Source organism: Enterovibrio coralii, assembly GCF_001559595.1.
In the GTDB taxonomy this organism is placed as follows: domain Bacteria; phylum Pseudomonadota; class Gammaproteobacteria; order Enterobacterales; family Vibrionaceae; genus Enterovibrio; species Enterovibrio coralii.
This window is the reverse complement of record NZ_LNTY01000060.1, coordinates 167000-185653: the sequence shown is the minus strand read 5'-3', so window position 1 is coordinate 185653 and position 18654 is coordinate 167000. Positions and strand designations below refer to the sequence as shown.

Below are 18654 nucleotides of genomic sequence, written 5' to 3'. Positions count from 1 at the left end.
AGCGATTAAAGCATTCGTTTGCGTGATAATCGCAAGTTATGCAGCCGAACCCAGTTTTGGTTGCTTAAGAGACGGAAGTGCTGAAATCTCCAGCGACAGGTCACCTTCTACAAACTCTGTGATTTTTTTGTAGAAGGTATCCAAAGACGCCTTCACCTCGGAAGCACTCTTGTTCGGGACATTCTCTTCTTTCCATTCACCGGCAGTATCAAACTTGCCGAAGGCATAGAAATATTCGAAGCCACCGTCTTTTGGCGTCAATTCCATCCACCAGCCCCAAAACTCACGGCTTTCTGGTGATTTTTTTGCGTTAACACAAGCAGATAGGCAATCGAAGAAGTAGCTTTCTTCAGATGATTTATTTTGGCGCAGGTAAGGCCCAAGCTGTGCAAACTTGGTCATCAATCGGCCATGGGATAGGGTTTTATTTTCTTCGGTCATAGCAAGCTCCCTGAAAAGACGCGTTCCAATGTTTTTTATTATTCGGTGCGTTGTTGACGAACGACGATGTCGCGCTGTACGACCTCAAAAAGAGGTCGTTTTTTCATCAGCAAACTTCAAGTGTATAACAACTAAACAATGGAATTCGTCCAATATCAGAGAGCTTTGACGAATACGAGATGTAGAAAATCCGTTAAAAGATCTTTATCACAATGTCTTTGAGAACCAGTCCATGGCTTCCAACATGATTCTGTGATAACCATCATGAAGTGGCTTGCTCGGCAAGGTTTTCGCTTTACCACCCTGACTGTAAAGTGCTGCCAACTGATTGTCCGTGTCTGGACACACTGGGTCACCATCAAGACTCAACGCCAACACCGGCACCTTGGTGCGCCGTCCCGTCAGTAGCCCCTGATTTTTTAGTGACAGAGCTTGTAGCTGAGTTAATAACGAAGCACTCGCAGCGGGTTTGCCCATTCTCGATGCGATGGTATCAAGATACATAGGCGGAATGTTCTTGTGCTGATAAGCCTCGTTCAACATGGTGTGTAGCATGCCACCAATCGACACGCACGACTTCACGTTGTTTTGCTCAACAAACGCCATTCTAACCGCTGCATTGGCCCCCATACGCACGCCCAAGCAACCCACGCGATGATGATCCACCCAAGGCACAGAACGCAGCTCTTGAACCATTGCCTGATGAAGACGGCTGGTGTCTTCGGTCAAACTCCAATGGCTGCTTCGACCCACGGACGGCATGTCGAGCGTAAGCATGGCAATGTTAGCTGGTGCAAAGTAGGTTTCAAACAAACGCCACGCGTCAGTTTGAAGGCTATCCACACCGCCGCTTACTATCACGGTCGGTAACGGCTCATTAGTATGAGGCAGGTAGAGAAAGCCCTCTAATGGTCTGCCGTCGACTTGTGTCACGACGGTTTTCACTTTGTAAGGCAGTTTGTCGATGGCGTTGTGAAAGGCTTTATTCGCCAGCGTTTCCGCTTGCAGTGACAGCGGGTCACCTTTCAGGTGAGGGTAAGCGGCAATGCTGAAACAGGTGCTTGCAAGCAACCACTTGTTCGCCGCGTCTGATTTATTGCCCGACTCATCCAACGATTGCGCCGTTTTTTGATGGCGCATGCCACATTGCGTCCATTCATAGGACCAATTGCCGGGACGGTAGCCGACGACCGTGTCGAGAAGCTTTTCGCTACTGCGGTCATTGTCTGATACGGCAATGCGCGCCAGCGTCTCTTCCATCTCTATTGGGTCTACGCCCTGCCAGATCCATTGAGGACGGCGAAGAATACGGTACCAGCTATTGTCACTGTCCCCATCTAAAGCATTGTGCATGGCACTCAACCCTTGATTGACAGAACCGACAATGGTGGATGTTTCCTTGGCGTGTTTGTGTTGTTTGAAGAGTTTTATCGACAGGTTTTCGGATTCGGTTTCGCTCACGGAACCTCTCCTAACTATTCTGAATTTACTGGCCTTAGTGTAAACCATAAACGCCAGAAAACCATGATATGCATATAGACTTTTGCAGACATAAAAAAAGCCCCTTTCGGGGCTTTTTTTCGTGTTCTTAACGCTTAGCTACAGGCTCAACGAAAGTCACGCCCATATCCCAAGGTTGCTCAATCCAGCAATCCTGAGCGATATCTACCACGTAGTCGTCAACCAGGTGCTTACCAGCAGGTTTTGCACATACAGTTACGAACTTCGCTTTCGGGTACATTTCACGGATAACTTCCGCAGTACCGCCGGTGTCAACCAGGTCATCAACAACGATGAAACCTTCACCGTCACCGTCAGCTTTCTTCAGTACTTGCATATCACGCTGGTGATCGTGGTCGTAGCTAGAGATACAAACAGTATCAACATGACGAATACCCAATTCACGAGCCAGAATTGCCGCAGGAACCAGACCACCACGGCTTACCGCGATAATACCAGTCCATTGATCAGCAGGAAGCAGCTTCTCTGCCAGCTGGCGGGTGTACATTTGCATGTTGTCCCAGGTGATAACAAACTTGTTGCTCATTTAGAAAACCTCAGTGGCGATGGTCGCCAAAATAACTCACTCAAAAGATTGCGGCGTATTGTGTCTTACATAACAAATTTCAGCAAGAACATCGCAGAAAGAACCCACACACTGATATGTACGTCACGTCCTTTGCCACTGAATGCCTTGATTGCACAGTAAGAGATGAAGCCCAGACCGATACCGTGTGCGATTGAGTACGTCAGCGGTGTCAGCAAACACACTACAACAACCGGTGCAGCTTCAGTCAGGTCGCGCCAGTTAACGCTTACCAGACCAGACATCATCAGGATAGCAACGTAGAACAGTGCGCCCGCCGTTGCGTAAGCTGGAACCATACCCGCCAATGGCGAGAAGAACAGTGCCAGAATAAACATCAGACCTACGACTACTGCAGTCAGACCTGTACGGCCACCCGCTGCAACGCCAGAGACACTTTCGATGAATGAAGTGGTGTTTGACGTACCCAGAACCGCACCTACAGTCGTTGCAGTACTGTCAGCCAACAGGGCTTTGTTCAGACGTGGCAGTTTGCCGTCTTTGTCCAGCAGTTCTGCTTTGGTTGCTACACCGACCAAGGTGCCCGCGGTGTCGAACAGGTCAACGAACAGGAATGCAAACACAACAGAAATCATTGCTACATCAAACGCACCTGACAGGTCCATTTGCATAAAGGTAGGCGCAATGCTTGGTGGCGCAGACATGATGCCCGCGTAAGGCACGTTACCCGTGATAACAGAAATGCCTGTTACGACCAGAATCGCAATCATTACCGCGCCTTTGATGCCGCGGTTAACCAGACCAATCGTCAGGAAGAAACCCAGAGCCGCCATGGCAGGACCGAATGAAGACAGGTCACCCATTGCAACCAGTGTTGCTGGGTTGTCGACAACGATGCCAGAGTTTTGCAGCGCGATCAGTGCCAAGAAGATACCGATACCCGCTGAGATGCCCGTGCGCAAAGAAAGTGGGATAGAGTTGATGATCAGCTCACGGACTTTAAATAGGCTCAGTGCGATAAAGCAAAGACCAGACAGGAATACAGCGCCCAACGCCACCTGCCATGAGTAACCCATTTGGAATACCACGGTGTAGGTAAAGAAGGCGTTCAGACCCATACCCGGCGCTTGCGCCACTGGGTAGTTTGCAACCAGACCCATAATGAAACAGCCAATCGCCGCAGCCAAACAGGTTGCTACGAATACTGCACCACGGTCCATACCTGTCTCAGACAAGATAGCTGGGTTAACAAAAATGATGTAAGCCATCGTCAGAAACGTTGTGAGTCCTGCGATAACCTCTGTGCGTATATCTGTACCTTGCTCTTTTAGTTTAAAAAGACGCTCAAGCATGGCTTTCAATTCCTTGGAAAGAGTGTGTATGGCCAGTCAAAAAATGACGCAAACGTTTTCCACAAACGTTTGCGTGGAAATTCGACGCGAATATTACCCGCCACTTCTCGAAATTTCCAGCGTGAATTGCGTCACGTTAGCATCAATTGGTGGTGATTTAAGCTGATCAGGCTCGATCGAGTAACAGCGCATATAGTAGAAGGATTTTTCGCACAATAAATGTACAACTAAAGAATATGAGATCGAAATAAAGTAACCACTCAACAAATGCGGCACAGGTAGGCTTACTCGGAAAAAAGACAAAAAAAACGCCACTAAGTCGTGGCGCCAGATCAAACGTGGTTTCCAAAGTGGAAACGAAGTATCTGTTAGAGTTGGGGTATTACTGTTCGCGCTGAAGTAGTCTTACTTGCGCTGATAACCGAATGACACCGGGTATCTGAAATTCGCTGTCAAAACAGCACCGTGGTTCCAATAGCTGGATGCTGAACTTCCTTTCATCGTTAAGGGTACTCTCTCTCAATACATTCGAATCGATACAGCTTCTACAAAGCTCGGTTCCTTGGAGACGAATAATATCGGGCTTTTCCTTAAACGTATGAAAGCGCATCGCCTATTCCTGGGTGCGTAGACCTTTCGTAACTGTCCTGCCTCAGGACGGTGAGATAATAGCCTTTTCGTTATTTTATTACAATACCTAAAGAGATCTATGTCACATAAATTTCATAATACACCGTAATTCTGTAATTTTATTACAGAAAAATTTGGACTCATTTCTAAGAATGTTATGTAAGACAACAATTTAGAATCACTTGCTTGCAGAGTGCTCAATTAGCTGAAAAAGTAGTCTGCTCCAAAGGTCTGGGCATGCCGCTTGAGATCAGTCGAGAAATAACAACAACACAGACAGATAGGGATTGTCGTAATATGCTTGTGAGTGCCGTTCGTAACATCAATATCCGCAGTAGAGTCTTTACCCTCGTTTCCATCACCCTACTCGCCATGCTTGTACCCATCTACCTTTTTGCCAGCCATAACTTCCAAACTCTCATGGCGTACAAGCAAGATGAAACCAAAGTCCTGATTGAAAGCGCGCACAGCTTAGTCACGTCCCAATATGATCGTTTCTTGAAAGGCGAAATCAGCGAGGATGAAGCAAAACAAAACGCGCTCGCGGCCATCACATCGATGCGCTATGACGGCGGTAACTATTTCTGGGTCAATGACAGCCACCCTCGCATGATCCTCCATCCCATTAAGCCTGCACTTAATGGACAAGATCTCTCTGGCTTTGAAGATAAAGCTGGTAACAAGCTCTTTGTAGAAATGGCAAAAGTCGCCACTACGTCAGGTGAAGGTTTTGTTTCTTACTTTTGGAGTAAACCCAACGCAGAGCTTCCGGTAGAAAAAGTCTCTTACGTGAAAATGTTCAAGCCTTGGGGCTGGATTTTAGGCACGGGTATTTATGTGGATGACGTTTCCGCCACCTTTGCACAAGAGCTGAAGTTCCTCTTCTATAGTGTGGCTTCAATTCTCGTTGTGGTGCTTATCATCAGTGGTGTCATTGGTCAGTCTATCGTTGCGCCAAGTACCCAAACGGCGAATGCGCTTCGCAATATCTCAAGTGGCGACGGCGACCTCACCCACAAGCTCGAGCCAAGTGGTAAAGATGAACTGAGCCAGATTGCCCGCTTCTTTAACCGCTTTATCGATCAGATCCGCGGCATCGTCAGTGAAATTCACCCGGTTTCAGACACGCTTTCCCATTCAGCAGATGAGATGACGCGATTATCAGAGTCCTCTGAGCGTCTCGCTAACCTGCAAAGTGCAGAGATCGACAGCATTGCAGCGGCAGTTAACGAACTGCTAGCAAGTAACCAAGAGATCTCTAACTCAGCATCGATGGCTGCCGAAGGTGCAACAGACGCCGCCGCAGGTTGTGCGCAAGGTCAGCGCGTAGTGGCGGAAATGAGCCAACAGATGTCCGCCATGATCAGCAGCATTCAAACCGCTGGCTATGAATCTAACCATCTCGCCGATGACTCTAAGAACGTTGGCAAGGTGCTGGATGTGATTCGTACCATCGCTGAGCAAACTAACCTGCTGGCACTGAACGCTGCAATTGAAGCTGCACGCGCTGGCGAGCAAGGTCGAGGCTTTGCCGTGGTCGCAGATGAGGTAAGAACCTTGGCGATTCGCACGCAGCAAAGCACAGATGAAATCGAAGAAATTATTTCGAATCTGCAAAGCCGCGCGGCGTCACTCAACAGTGAACTCAGCACCACGCAGCGCCTTTCAGAAGGCGCCGCACAGAGCAATGAAGAAGTTCTGGAGGCCTTGAACGCGATTGATACCAAGGTCAGCGACATCATGGGCGTGAACCACCAAATCGCGTCAGCATGTAGCCAAACGGCATCCGCGACTGAGGAAATTAACCAGAACCTGCACAGCTTGGTCGATAAAGGAAAAGAAACGGTTCAACAGAGTCGCGATCTCACGGAACAAAGCCTTGCCCTGTCCGCAGTAGGTGTACAACTTAAAAGTGCCATTGGGCAGTTTAAGATTTAGTCACCTATCGGATTTATAGGGATATCCTTTTAACAAGGCATACTTTTCCGTTACAAATTCTGTTAGCTTATCGGCGTAAACTTTTTCGGTATACGCCGATTTTCTTTTTCTGGAGAAAGCCTGTGTCTGAGATCAGCCAACTGTCGCCGCAACCTGTGTGGCAATTTTTCGATAAGATTTGTTCGATTCCTCATCCTTCTAAGCATGAAGAAGCACTGGCGCAATACATCATTGATTGGGCAACCAGCGAAGGGTTAGCCGTTAAACGTGATGATGTAGGCAATGTCATCATTAAAAAACCTGCGACCGCAGGCATGGAAAACCGCAAAGGCGTGGTGCTGCAAGCGCACATCGACATGGTCCCTCAAAAGAACGAAAACACAGACCATGACTTCGTGACCGATCCAATCCGCCCATACATTGACGGCGAATGGGTTACCGCAGACGGCACAACTCTTGGCGCAGATAACGGCATGGGCATGGCGGCATGTCTGGCAGTGCTGGCGTCAAAAGAGATTGAACACGGTCCACTGGAAGTGCTGCTGACCATCGACGAAGAAGCGGGCATGACAGGCGCATTCGGCCTGAAAGAAGGCTGGCTGGAAGGCGATATTCTGCTGAACACCGATTCAGAGCAAGAAGGTGAAATCTACATGGGTTGCGCAGGTGGCGTTGACTCATCACTGACTTTCGCGCTTGAGCGTGAAGCAGTATCAGAAGGCTTTGTCGGTAAAACACTGCAAGTTAAAGGTCTGAAAGGCGGTCACTCGGGTTGTGACATTCACACTGGCCGTGCAAACGCCAACAAACTGCTGGGTCGTTTCCTTGCTGGTCATGCAGAAGAGCTAGGCATTCGCGTTCTGTCTATTCGTGGCGGTACGCTGCGTAACGCGATTCCACGTGAAGCATTTGCAGATATCGCCCTGCCTGCGGAAAACGCAGAGAAACTGGCATCACTGTTCAGCTACTACCAAAACCTGCTGACTGAAGAGCTGGGTGCGATTGAAACGTCGATTGCGCTGTCTGTGGCTGACGTAGCAATCAGTGAGCAAGCACTTACCGCGTCTACCCAAGCGCGCATCATTGCGACCATCAACAGCTGTCCAAACGGCGTGATCCGCATGAGCGACGACATTCAGGGCGTGGTTGAAACGTCACTGAATCTGGGTGTGATCACCACAGAAGAGAACACCATGACACTGCTGTGTCTGATCCGTTCACTGGCAGACAGCGGTCGCAGCTATGTAGAGAGCATGCTGACCTCGTTGGGCGAACTGGCAGGTGCGAAGGTTGCGTTCTCTGGTGCTTACCCTGGCTGGAAACCAAACCCAGAGTCAGAAATCATGCATGTTTTCCGTAAAACTTACGAAGACATCTATGGCCGTATTCCAAACATCATGGTGATCCACGCGGGTCTGGAATGTGGTTTGTTCAAAGAACCGTATCCAAACATGGATATGATTTCTTTCGGTCCAACCATCAAGTTCCCTCATTCACCGGATGAGAAAGTGAACATCGAAACTGTTGGCCTGTTCTGGGAACAAATGATTGCGATTCTAAAAGCGATCCCAGAGAAAGCATAATTCTCTGTTCCAACGACAAAGAGCACCTCAGGGTGCTCTTTTTGTTTCCGCTAAGCTCAAGCTACCAATTAAAGCTAAGCTGTGACGGGCCGTTCTTGTCTTCAGCTTTTAGGCCGACGTTTAATCCTATTAATCTCACGCCCCTGCCCTGTTGTCTTTCCAGCGCTTCTTTGAGCAAATCGGGAAACATTTTCTCATCATATCGCCACTGACGATGTTCAACCGTGGTTTGCTGAAAGTCTGAAAACTTCAGCTTCACCCCCTGACGTGCGATCTCCATTTCAGGACACACTCGTCGTAAGCGCTGCTCCATTTCCTCGTAAAGTGAAGCCATCACTTCCAAACACTGGGCTTCAGATTGAATGTCTTCTGGTAAGGTGCGCTCGACGCCGACTGACTTTCTCACTCGCTCGGTTTCGACATGTCTGTCATCCACACCATGGCAGCGATTCCAAAGCGATTGACCAAACTTACCAAAACGCTGCAACAAGGCATTCTTTTCAAATTGCTGTACGTCTTCACCCACATACAGCCCCATCTCATGCAATTTGCCGAGCGTCACTTTGCCAACACCCGGTATTTTTTCCAATGGCAGGCGTTTAACAAACTCATCGACATCTGGTGGCGTGACGACATGAATACCATCAGGTTTGTTGATATCAGATGCGACCTTGGCGATAAACTTCACCGGTGCCACCCCCGCAGACGCAGTCAGCCCCAACTCGGTTTTAATGGCACGACGGATATCTTCCGCAATCATGGTTGCCGAGCCACGGAAAAGTGAGCAATCACTAACATCCAAGTAGGCTTCGTCGAGAGACAGGGGTTCTATTTTGTCGGTATAGCGTTCGAATATCGCGCGAATTTGACGGGAGACGGCTTTGTATTTGTTCATATCTCCGCGAATGACGGTGAGATTAGGACAAAGCTTTTTCGCATGTGCGGTGGCCATGGCAGAGCGGACACCAAACTTGCGGGCAATGTAGTTACAAGTAGAGATCACCCCGCGACGCTTTTCAGAGCCGCCAATGGCCAAAGGAATGTTTCGCAGCTCCGCGTTATCGCGCATTTCAACGGCCGCGTAAAAACAATCCATGTCGACGTGGATGATCTTTCTCATTCAAAGAAAACTCGGTCAAAACTAAGCTGTATATATAAACAGTATAGTCCTTACTGTCAATGCTGAAATGATGCTCATTAAAGCGACTATAGTTTTGTTAGTGATACCACTATCAATAAACTAGGCAGGGACAAAAATGACAAGATCATCAAACTACGTGCTGGTCGTGGAGGATAGTCCAGTATTCCAACACTATATCAGTGAGTTACTTGTCGATGCGGGCTATCTGCCTATTGTCATGAGCACCTTTTCCGATGCCATCACCTACCTTGAAGGTAATCCCAACCTGCTTTGCTCCGTGTTGGATTACACCTTACCCGACGCGCCAAAGGGCGAAATTATCGATTACGTGTTAGAAAAAGGACATCGCGTTATCGTTCTAACGGGTAACTCTGACACCAAGCGAAAAGAGACCACGCTGAATAAAGGGATCCTCGATTACTTGTTAAAAGACAGCATCGTTTCCCTCAGTTTTCTGATCCCGATACTCAACCGCATTAAGCATAACCACGGCAAGAAGGCCCTCGTCGTTGACGATTCGCAAGCCATGCAGTGCTATCTTGCCGAACTATTAGAACGTCAAAATCTCACGGTTTTCTCAGCACTGGACGGCATAGAGGCGTTAGATATTTTTAACGAAAATGAAGATATCTCTCTGGTCATTGCAGACCATATCATGCCGAACATGGATGGCGTAACACTCACCCATAGACTGCGTCAGCTTAAAAGTCGCGACCACCTTGCGATAGTCGGCCTTTCTGCGGGTAAAGATAAAGATGTGGTGGCGCAGTTTCTCAAAGCGGGCGCGAGTGACTATCTCGATAAATCCTTTACCAAAGAAGAACTCTATTGCCGCATCCATTCGGTGTTAGAGATACAAGATGCCAATGCGCAACTTTTTGCGATGGCGAACAAAGACGAACTCACCCAGCTATGGAACCGACGTTATTTCTTTAACGTCGCGTGCGACAACCCCACGCCTGTTAAATCCATCGCCATGATAGACGTCGATCACTTTAAAAAGATCAACGATCAGTACGGACATGATGGCGGCGATGAAGTGTTGAAGTTTTTAGGGGAGGCCTTGTCCAAAGCATTCAGCAGTGCCTTGCCAGCCCGACTCGGTGGCGAGGAGTTTGTCGTGCTCAATACCGAACTAACGCCGCAATTTCTCGATGAACTCACTGCGTTTAAAGAGCATATCGCCCAAACCAAGGTTGAGTTTGAAGGAAAGGTAATACGCTTTACCGTCAGCATCGGCGTCGCCACGGCAGAGTTGCCAGTGACCAAGTTAATGAAGATGGCTGATGATTTACTCTACGAGGCAAAAAGACAGGGAAGAAACGCGATTGTTACATAAACAAACACCAGTCAGAGACTGGTGTTTGTGAGGAAATTAAAGAATTTGATTCTTCTTCCATTCATCGGTTTTCGCCGCGCGCGCTTCGCGCTTTTTACGCGCATCACATGGCTCTGGGCAGTCACATTCTTTCTCAATGCCAACCGCACCCAAACCACCGCAGCTACCGCTGATGGTCTTACGCTGAATAATGAAGCCGATTGCCATGCCTGCAATCACAAGCAGGAAGACCGAAAACGTTATCAGATATACAGACATCTTTTTACCTTAACGAGATAGATATTGTTTAAACGCATCCGATGCGACTTCTTTATACCCATTATCCGTCTTTACGATGAAAAATGCAGGGATATTTTCGCTGTTCGCTACCTTCAGCGCTTTATCTGCTCCCAACACCATAAATGACGTAGAAAGGCCATCAGCGTCATACAAGACTTATCCAACACAGTCACCGACACCAGACGATGGTGAATTGGCTTCGCTGTTTTTGGATCGATAGTATGCGAGTAACGCACACCGTTTTCTTCAAAGTAGTTCCGGTAGTCACCAGACGTCGCAATCGCCATGTCGCCCGGAGCAATGATTTCCTGAACCGTTTGTTGCTCGTTGGTTGGCTTTTCAATAGCAATGCGCCAAGGCTGGCCTTCACCGTTAACGCCTTTAAGCTGCAACTCACCGCCGATTTCTACCAAGTAGTTCTGAATGCCAAGCTCTGACAAGTAGTTGGCCACCACATCAACACCAAAGCCTTTGGCGATCGATGACAGGTCAACGTACAAATCTGGGTTGGTCTTGATCAGATTATTACCATCGACGCTCAGGTGTTTAATGCCTGTCATTGCGCGTCGTGCTGCAATTTGCTCGTCAGACGGCACACGATTTGGACGCCCTTCTGGACCAAAGCCCCACAAGTTCACCAAGGGCCCAACCGTCACATCTAATGCGCCATCAGACAGCTCGTTGATGCGAATCGCTTCCGCTACCACTTTCGCCGTGTCGGCGGACACCGCCACAGGATCACTGCCCTTGTGCTGGTTGAAGCGGCTCAGCTCTGAATCTTTGCGATAGGTCGACATCTGGTCATTCACCAGCTCAAGACGCTTATCAATTTCCGCTTGTACGTCTTTTGACGACGGTGTGCCATCGGCTGGCAGGTACTTGATCGAGTAGTACGTGCCCATGGTGGAACCCGTTAGGTGTACTTGTTCAGGCGTTTTATCACAGCCAGCCAACAGCAACACGCTGCTGATCAGAAGACCGACTGACAACAGGAATTTTTTCATTACTTCATCCGGTTGATTATTCAGGGATCAGAGAGAATCACTTTCGACTTTCAGAGAAGAGGTAACCCATTGAGAAAACAATGATTCTGTCTGACTTGATATTCAAACTACGACTTTCTGTACCTTGAATACAAAATGGCTGACCCAAAGGCCAGCCATTTTCTCTTTCAGACTTGAGGGCAATTAGCCACCGAAGTCATCCAGCAGGATGTTTTCATCTTCAACACCCAGATCTTTCAGCATACCGATAACAGCAGCGTTCATCATTGGAGGACCACACATGTAGAACTCACAATCTTCTGGCGCTTCATGGTCACGCAGGTAGTTTTCGTAAAGCACGTTGTGGATAAAGCCAGTGTAGCCTTCCCAGTTGTCTTCTGGCAGAGGATCTGACAGAGCACAGTGCCATACGAAGTTTTCATTCTCAGCTTGTAGGCCGTCGAAATCTTCTACGTAGAACATTTCACGCTTAGAACGCGCACCGTACCAGAAAGACATCTTACGTGTAGACTTCAGACGCTTCAGCTGGTCAAAGATGTGCGAACGCATTGGTGCCATACCTGCACCACCGCCAACGAATACCATTTCTGCATCGGTGTCTTTCGCGAAGAACTCACCGAATGGGCCAGAGATAGTACACTTGTCACCTTCTTTCAGAGACCAGATGTACGAAGACATGATGCCTGGTGGTACGTCTGGGTTGTTAGGTGGCGGCGTTGCGATACGCACGTTCAGCATGATGATGCCAAACTCTTCTGGGTAGTTAGCCATTGAGTATGCACGGATCGTGTCTTCGTTTACCTTAGACTCGTAGCGGAACAGGTTAAACTTGTCCCAGTCTTCGCGGTACTCTTCTGGTACATCGAAGTCAGCATACTTAACGTGGTGAGCTGGCGCTTCGATTTGGATGTAACCACCCGCACGGAACGGAACAGACTCGCCATCTGGAATTTGCAGCTTCAGCTCTTTGATGAAGGTTGCTTTGTTATCGTTAGAGATAACAGTACATTCCCACTTCTTCACGCCGAAGATTTCTTCAGGCAGCTCGATGTCCATGTCAGTTTTCATTGCTACCTGACAGGCCAGACGCTCGCCTTCACGCGCTTCACCTTTGCTGATGTGATCAAGTTCTGTTGGCAGAATGTCACCGCCGCCAGATTTGATTTTCACGCGACACTGGCCACAAGAGCCACCGCCACCACATGCAGATGATACGAATACACCTGCACCTGCCAGAGCACCCAGCAGTTTGCCGCCTGGCTGTGTGGTGATCGCAAGGTTTGGATCGCCGTTTACAGAGATGGTGATGTCACCTGATGGTACCAGCTTGGACTTGGCGAACAGAATCACCAGTACCAGAGCCAGTACGATTAGAGTAAACATCACTACACCAAGAATAATGTCCATTGACTATTCCTTAATTCGCGGTTTACCCGACTTACAGTTGAACACCGGAGAAAGACATAAAGCCCAACGCCATCAAACCTACCGTGATAAAGGTAATACCTAGACCACGAAGTGCAGGTGGTACATCAGAGTACTTCATCTTTTCACGGATACCTGCCAGCGCAACAATCGCCAGCATCCAGCCCACACCAGAGCCGAAACCGTAAACCACAGACTCCATGAAGTTGTAGTCACGTTGAACCATGAAAGATACGCCACCGAAGATCGCACAGTTAACTGTGATCAGCGGCAGGAAGATACCCAGTGCGTTGTATAGCGGCGGGAAGAAGCGGTCCAGAACCATTTCCAGGATCTGTACCAGTGCCGCGATAACGCCGATGAAAGTGATGAAGTTCAGGAAAGTCAGATCCACGCCTTCAACAATCGCACCGTTTTTCAGTACATAAGTGTAAATCAGGTTGTTAACCGGAACGGCCACAGACAGTACTACGATAACCGCAACACCCAGACCGAAAGAGGTTTTAACTTTCTTAGACACCGCCAAGAAAGTACACATACCCAGGAAGAAAGACAGTGCTAGGTTTTCGATAAAGATCGAACGAACCAGCAGGCTGATGTAATGTTCCATTACGTCCTTACTCCTTCGCTTCAATTTGTTCAGGTTTGAACGTACGTACAGCCCAGATCAGGAAGCCGATCAGGAAGAACGCAGATGGAGCCAGTAGCATCAGACCGTTCGGCTGGTACCAACCGCCTTCTGAAGTCAGAGGCAGGATAGATACACCAAACAGCTTGCCAGAGCCCAGCAGTTCACGGAAGAAACCAACAGTGATCAGTACGAAGCCGTAGCCCAAACCGTTACCGATACCGTCGATGAAAGATGGCAGTGGCGCAGACTTCATTGCATACGCTTCTGCACGACCCATAACGATACAGTTGGTAATGATCAGACCAACGAATACTGACAGCTGCTTAGAGATGTCGTAAACGTAAGCTTTCAGGATCTGGTCAACCACGATTACCAGCGATGCGATGATCGCCATCTGAACGATGATACGTACAGAGTTAGGAATGTGGTTACGAATCGCAGAAACAAACAGGTTTGAGAATGCCGTTACGAATACTACCGCAATGGTCATTACAAATGCTGTTTCCAGCTTGGTGGTTACTGCCAGTGCAGAACACACACCCAGTACCTGAAGGGCGATTGGGTTGTTGTCTAACAGTGGGCCCCACAGATTCTTTTTCAGTTCTTTAGTATCAGCCATTGATCAGCTCTCCCTGTTGAACTTTCTTCAGGAATGGGCCAAACGCGCTGTCGCCGAACCAGAAGTCAAACGTGTGTTGAACACCGTTAGACGTCAGAGTTGCACCAGACAGGCCGTCTACGCCATGAACGTCACCAGGTTGTGCGCCGCCTTTAACCACTTTCAGTGCTGGATAACCTTTGTCATCGAACAGCAGCTTGTCGTGGAACTGAGCACGCCAGCGTGGGTTTTCAACTTCACCACCCAGACCCGGAGTTTCACCGTGCTGGTAGTAAGCGATGTCTGCGATAGTGTTGCCGTCAGTGTTCAAAGCAACGAAAGCGTACATCATGCCCCACAGACCACTACCGTGTACTGGCAGGATCAGTTTCTCAGTTTGGCCTTCGCTGTTTTTCACAAGGTAAACTTTCGCTACTTCAGCCAGACGACCGATCTTCGCGATGTCCTTTTCTGCAGTCAGTTTTTCTGACTGAGTAGGATCAGAAGATGCGATACGCAGGTCGAAGTTTTTCGCTTCTTCAACCGTACCCACGAAGTCACCTGTTTTCAGGTCAACCAGACGTGGTTCGATGAATTTGTCGAAAGTACCAGTGATGTTGCCTTGAGCATCAATGCCAGCAACAGAAAGGATGTTGCGCTGTACGTCCAGCACGGCATTTTTCTCTTGCAGAGGACGCAGAGAAACAGCCGCGAAAGAAACCACAACTGAACACACTAGGCTCAGTGCGATAACTACTGTCAGCGTTTTTTTAATGCTATCGTTATTGCTTGACACGAGCCAGTCTCCGTTTGATGTTGCCCTGAACTACCAGGTTGTCGAACAGCGGTGCAAACAGGTTCGCGAATAGAATCGCCAGCATCATACCTTCTGGGTATGCTGGGTTAACCACACGAATCATCACTGCCATCGCACCAATCAGGATGCCGTACCACCACTTCGCTTTGTTAGTGAACGACGCTGATACTGGGTCGGTCGCCATGAACATCATACCGAATGCAAAGCCACCCAGAACCAAGTGCCAGTGCCAAGGCATGCTGAACATTGGGTTGGTGCTTGAACCGATGATGTTGAACAGAGTTGCAGTTGCAACCAGACCAATCATGGTACCCAGAATGATGCGCCATGAAGCGATTCGCATCGCTACAATCATTGCACCACCAATCAGGATTGCTAGTGTAGACACTTCACCGATAGAACCTGGGATGTTACCAATGAACGCGTCCATCCAAGAGATGGTTTGACCGGTAACGTTGTGTACCAGCGCGCTTGGCCACCTACAGCCCATTGGCTCAGTGCAGTTGCACCAGAGAAGCCATCAGCAGCAGTCCAAACCAGGTCACCTGAAATCTGTGCAGGGTATGCAAAGAACAGGAACGCACGGCCAGCCAGTGCAGGGTTCAGGAAGTTACGACCTGTACCACCAAAGATTTCTTTCGCAACAACAACACCGAAGGTAATACCCAGTGCTGCTTGCCACAGAGGAAGTGTTGGTGGAACGATCAGTGCAAACAGGATAGAAGTTACAAAGAAACCTTCGTTAACTTCGTGCTTACGCACCATACAGAACAGCACTTCCCAGAAGCCACCAACCAAGAATACGGTTGCGTAGATAGGAAGGAAGTATGTTGCGCCCAGCATCATCATGCTGCCCCAGCCTGCCTCAGCTGAAAGCGTACCGCCCAGCATTTCGGTCAGCCAGTAGTGCCAGTTACCATCGATGATAGCTGTCAGCTGGTCGCCACTGTACATAGCGTTTAGAGCAAGAATTGCTTGGTGACCAGTGTTGTACATACCCCAGAACATTGCTGGGAATACTGCCAACCACACCATGATCATGATGCGTTTCAGGTCGATGCTGTCACGTACGTGCGCACCGCGTTTGGTCACTAGGCCTGGGGTGTAAAGAACGGTAGCTACTGCTTCGTACAGTGCAAACCACTTCTCATGTTTACCACCTGGCTCAAAGTGATGTTCGATATCTTCGAGGAAATTCTTCAGGCTCATTGCTTACCCATCCTTCTCAATTTGATCTAGGCACTCGCGTAGCATCGGGCCAAAATCGTACTTGCCAGGGCAAACAAAGGTACACAGAGCAAGATCTTCTGGATCCAGTTCCAGTGCGCCTAGTTGCGCCATGCTGTCCAGGTCACCTGCACAGATGTCACGTAGCAACAGAGTTGGCTCGATGTCCAAAGGCATAACACGCTCGTAGCTGCCGATTGGCACCATAGAACGCTCACTACCGTTAGTGGTAGTTGTCATGTTGAACAGCTGGCCTTTAAAGAACTGGCTGAGGAAAGCACGGGTAACAGAGAACTTGTTTTTACCTGGAACAATCCAGCCAAACAGTTCTTTCTCACGGCCTTCGCGCAGAGCACATACCTGAAGATGGAATCGACCCAGGTAACCGTGAACACCACCAGCTTGCGTACCACTTAGTACGGAACCAGAAATGAGACGGATTTCACCAGGCATCAATTCTTTGTCAGTTAGATCTGCAACTGAAGCACCGATTTGAGTGCGGATCAGACGAGGGTTGTTTACAACCGGACCTGCCAGAGAGATAACGCGATCAGTGTATAGCTCACCCGTTAGGAAAAGCTTACCGAAAGCAATAACATCTTGATAGTTCAGGTGCCATACCTGTACATTCATACCAACAGGACGCAGGAAGTGGATGTGAGTACCAACCAGACCTGATGGGTGCGGGCCAGCAAACACGTGCTCTTCTACGTTAGACTGCTTGCTGCGAGGAAGGCTTGATTCGCCTTTACACACAAACACTTTACCGTCAGTCAGACGAGACAGAACATCAAGACCAGCGACAAAAGCGTCTTGCTGTTCATTGATGATCAGTTCAGCGTTAGCTGCCAGTGGGTTTGTGTCCATCGCAGTAACAAATACCGCCGCAGGACTTGCGTCTACTGCAGGAGATTTGCTGAATGGGCGGGTACGAAGCGCAGTCCACATACCAGACTCAACAAGTTGTTCTACAACAACCTGACGGTCCAAGCCTGCGATGTCTGAAGCTTCATATTTGTTGAAAGTGACTTGCTCGTTGCCTTCAATTTCGATGACAACAGACTGAAGAACACGCTTAGCACCACGGTTGATTTCAACCACAGTACCTGCTGCAGGAGCAGTAAATTTAACGCCTGAGTTCTTTTTGTCTTCAAAAAGAACCTGACCTTTCTTCACTACATCCCCAACACGAACATGCATCGTTGGACGCATGCCAACGTACTCTTCGCCTAGCAAGGCGACTTTTTTGATGGCTGGGCCATCATTTATCACCTGAGCAGGAGTCCCTGAAATTGGGATATCCAAACCCTTTTTTATTGTAATCATACGCACTTGCACTACATTAACGGGAAAAAAATTCTGTTATTGCGCAGTTAATACACGACTTTCCACTGTCTGGCTGGCTAGTTTGCTAGCCTCACCTTCGCAACTTCCTCATCACCAACCCGCAACAATTTGTCGCGCAGGGTTAGTATTCAAGCGGTGGATTCTACCATCAACCAAAGTTGCTATTCCACGGCAATCACCGTGATACACACTGAATTTTCGGCAACTGAGCAAAGTATCGCCAGTTGTTAGTGATTAATATGAGCAAGTGCACAAATTTACGGCCAAAACTCATGTTTCCGAAGTGTTAAAACGGTAACAAAGCGTAAAAATTAACACCTAGTTTCTCATGGATATTAATACACCAATCTGGGTTTACATTCGTTCAATTTTCCAACTCAGTGAGCCACTTTTTAATCGCACTTGTTAACTGCACGTTATCTTTTTCGTTTTTATTACGCGATTTCGTTGTTCACGAAATCCCGTCTTTTAATCTTTTTTGTCAAACAATGAGCCGCCTCGACACGCAGGAGAAGCGGGAACATCTCCTTTCGACTCTAACCATTCATTTTCAGTATAAGTATGGATGGCTAACGCATGAATATCATTTTTTAATTCGTCCGCGAGCGTTGTGTTTACCGCACGGTGCCTGGCGATCAGCCTTTGTCCATCAAAGTCGCTGCTCACGATCGTCACTTTAAAGTGACTTTCTGAACCTTCTGGAACATTGTGCATATAGCTTTCATTTTTGACTTCTATATATATAGGCGAAAACGCAGCATTTAACTTTTCTTCTATGCGTTGTTGAATGACCATGACTTCCTCACTTCATGCTTAACACATGCAAAATTTACCCTGTTCGCACCAAGGTAATTG

Annotated in this window: 15 protein-coding genes and 2 pseudogenes; 3 read left to right on the top strand and 14 right to left on the bottom strand. The window is 48.3% G+C overall.

Features of this window, described 5'->3' with window-relative positions; translation table 11 throughout:
* Positions 1 to 36: 36 nt before the first annotated feature.
* The 4 genes from crl to ATN88_RS24450 form a co-directional block, all read right to left on the bottom strand.
* Positions 37 to 441, bottom strand: coding sequence for a sigma factor-binding protein Crl (crl, locus tag ATN88_RS24465; RefSeq protein WP_067420072.1), 405 nt, complete (start codon positions 439 to 441; stop codon positions 37 to 39).
* 207 nt (positions 442 to 648) lie between these two features.
* Positions 649 to 1902, bottom strand: coding sequence for an esterase FrsA (frsA, locus tag ATN88_RS24460; RefSeq protein ID WP_067420071.1), 1254 nt, complete (start codon positions 1900 to 1902; stop codon positions 649 to 651).
* Positions 1903 to 2029: 127 nt separating this feature from the next.
* Positions 2030 to 2488 carry a xanthine phosphoribosyltransferase gene (gene gpt, locus ATN88_RS24455; protein WP_067420070.1) on the bottom strand — a complete coding sequence of 153 codons (459 nt, stop codon included), beginning with the start codon at positions 2486 to 2488 and terminating at the stop codon, positions 2030 to 2032.
* 65 nt (positions 2489 to 2553) lie between these two features.
* On the bottom strand, positions 2554 to 3840 hold the full coding sequence (locus tag ATN88_RS24450; protein ID WP_067420069.1) for an NCS2 family permease: 1287 nt from the start codon (positions 3838 to 3840) through the stop codon (positions 2554 to 2556).
* Positions 3841 to 4767: 927 nt separating this feature from the next.
* Between ATN88_RS24450 and ATN88_RS24440 the strand changes: the two genes are divergently transcribed.
* Positions 4768 to 6408, top strand: a complete 1641-nt coding sequence (locus ATN88_RS24440; protein ID WP_067420067.1) for a methyl-accepting chemotaxis protein — start codon at positions 4768 to 4770, stop codon at positions 6406 to 6408.
* 122 nt (positions 6409 to 6530) lie between these two features.
* Positions 6531 to 7991, top strand: coding sequence for an aminoacyl-histidine dipeptidase (locus tag ATN88_RS24435; RefSeq protein WP_067420066.1), 1461 nt, complete (start codon positions 6531 to 6533; stop codon positions 7989 to 7991).
* A 61-nt stretch (positions 7992 to 8052) separates the two neighbouring features.
* Here ATN88_RS24435 and dinB read toward each other — a convergent pair whose 3' ends face one another.
* On the bottom strand, positions 8053 to 9111 hold the full coding sequence (gene dinB, locus ATN88_RS24430) for a DNA polymerase IV (protein ID WP_067420065.1): 1059 nt from the start codon (positions 9109 to 9111) through the stop codon (positions 8053 to 8055).
* Positions 9112 to 9247: 136 nt separating this feature from the next.
* Here dinB and ATN88_RS24425 point away from each other — a divergent pair, with 136 nt between their 5' ends.
* Positions 9248 to 10471 carry a GGDEF domain-containing response regulator gene (locus ATN88_RS24425; RefSeq protein WP_067420064.1) on the top strand — a complete coding sequence of 408 codons (1224 nt, stop codon included), beginning with the start codon at positions 9248 to 9250 and terminating at the stop codon, positions 10469 to 10471.
* Between the two features lie 36 nt (positions 10472 to 10507).
* On the opposite strand, the gene nqrM is transcribed toward ATN88_RS24425, so the two are convergent.
* The 9 genes and pseudogenes from nqrM to bolA all read right to left on the bottom strand — a co-directional run bounded on the left by nqrM (position 10508) and on the right by bolA (position 18594).
* Positions 10508 to 10729, bottom strand: a complete 222-nt coding sequence (gene nqrM, locus ATN88_RS24420; protein WP_067420063.1) for a (Na+)-NQR maturation NqrM — start codon at positions 10727 to 10729, stop codon at positions 10508 to 10510.
* A gap of 9 nt (positions 10730 to 10738) precedes the next feature.
* Positions 10739 to 11754 (bottom strand): annotated as a pseudogene (locus tag ATN88_RS24415) (FAD:protein FMN transferase).
* Positions 11755 to 11937: 183 nt separating this feature from the next.
* On the bottom strand, positions 11938 to 13161 hold the full coding sequence (nqrF, locus tag ATN88_RS24410; RefSeq protein ID WP_067420062.1) for an NADH:ubiquinone reductase (Na(+)-transporting) subunit F: 1224 nt from the start codon (positions 13159 to 13161) through the stop codon (positions 11938 to 11940).
* A 31-nt stretch (positions 13162 to 13192) separates the two neighbouring features.
* Positions 13193 to 13789 carry an NADH:ubiquinone reductase (Na(+)-transporting) subunit E gene (gene nqrE, locus ATN88_RS24405; RefSeq protein ID WP_067420061.1) on the bottom strand — a complete coding sequence of 199 codons (597 nt, stop codon included), beginning with the start codon at positions 13787 to 13789 and terminating at the stop codon, positions 13193 to 13195.
* 7 nt (positions 13790 to 13796) lie between these two features.
* Positions 13797 to 14429: an NADH:ubiquinone reductase (Na(+)-transporting) subunit D gene (locus ATN88_RS24400; protein ID WP_067420060.1), complete on the bottom strand. Its 633-nt coding sequence runs from the start codon at positions 14427 to 14429 to the stop codon at positions 13797 to 13799.
* Positions 14422 to 15204 (bottom strand): Na(+)-translocating NADH-quinone reductase subunit C, encoded by a 783-nt coding sequence (locus ATN88_RS24395; protein WP_067420059.1) that lies wholly within the window; start codon positions 15202 to 15204, stop codon positions 14422 to 14424. The genes ATN88_RS24400 and ATN88_RS24395 overlap by 8 nt, the downstream gene beginning before the upstream one ends.
* Positions 15191 to 16434 (bottom strand): annotated as a pseudogene (locus ATN88_RS24390) (NADH:ubiquinone reductase (Na(+)-transporting) subunit B). Before ATN88_RS24390 ends, ATN88_RS24395 begins: the two are co-directional and overlap by 14 nt.
* Before the next feature lie 3 nt (positions 16435 to 16437).
* Entirely contained in the window at positions 16438 to 17778 is a 1341-nt protein-coding gene (locus tag ATN88_RS24385) for a Na(+)-translocating NADH-quinone reductase subunit A (protein WP_067420058.1), read from the bottom strand.
* Positions 17779 to 18267: 489 nt separating this feature from the next.
* Positions 18268 to 18594: a transcriptional regulator BolA gene (bolA, locus tag ATN88_RS24380; protein ID WP_067420057.1), complete on the bottom strand. Its 327-nt coding sequence runs from the start codon at positions 18592 to 18594 to the stop codon at positions 18268 to 18270.
* Between the last annotated feature and the right edge of the window lie 60 nt (positions 18595 to 18654).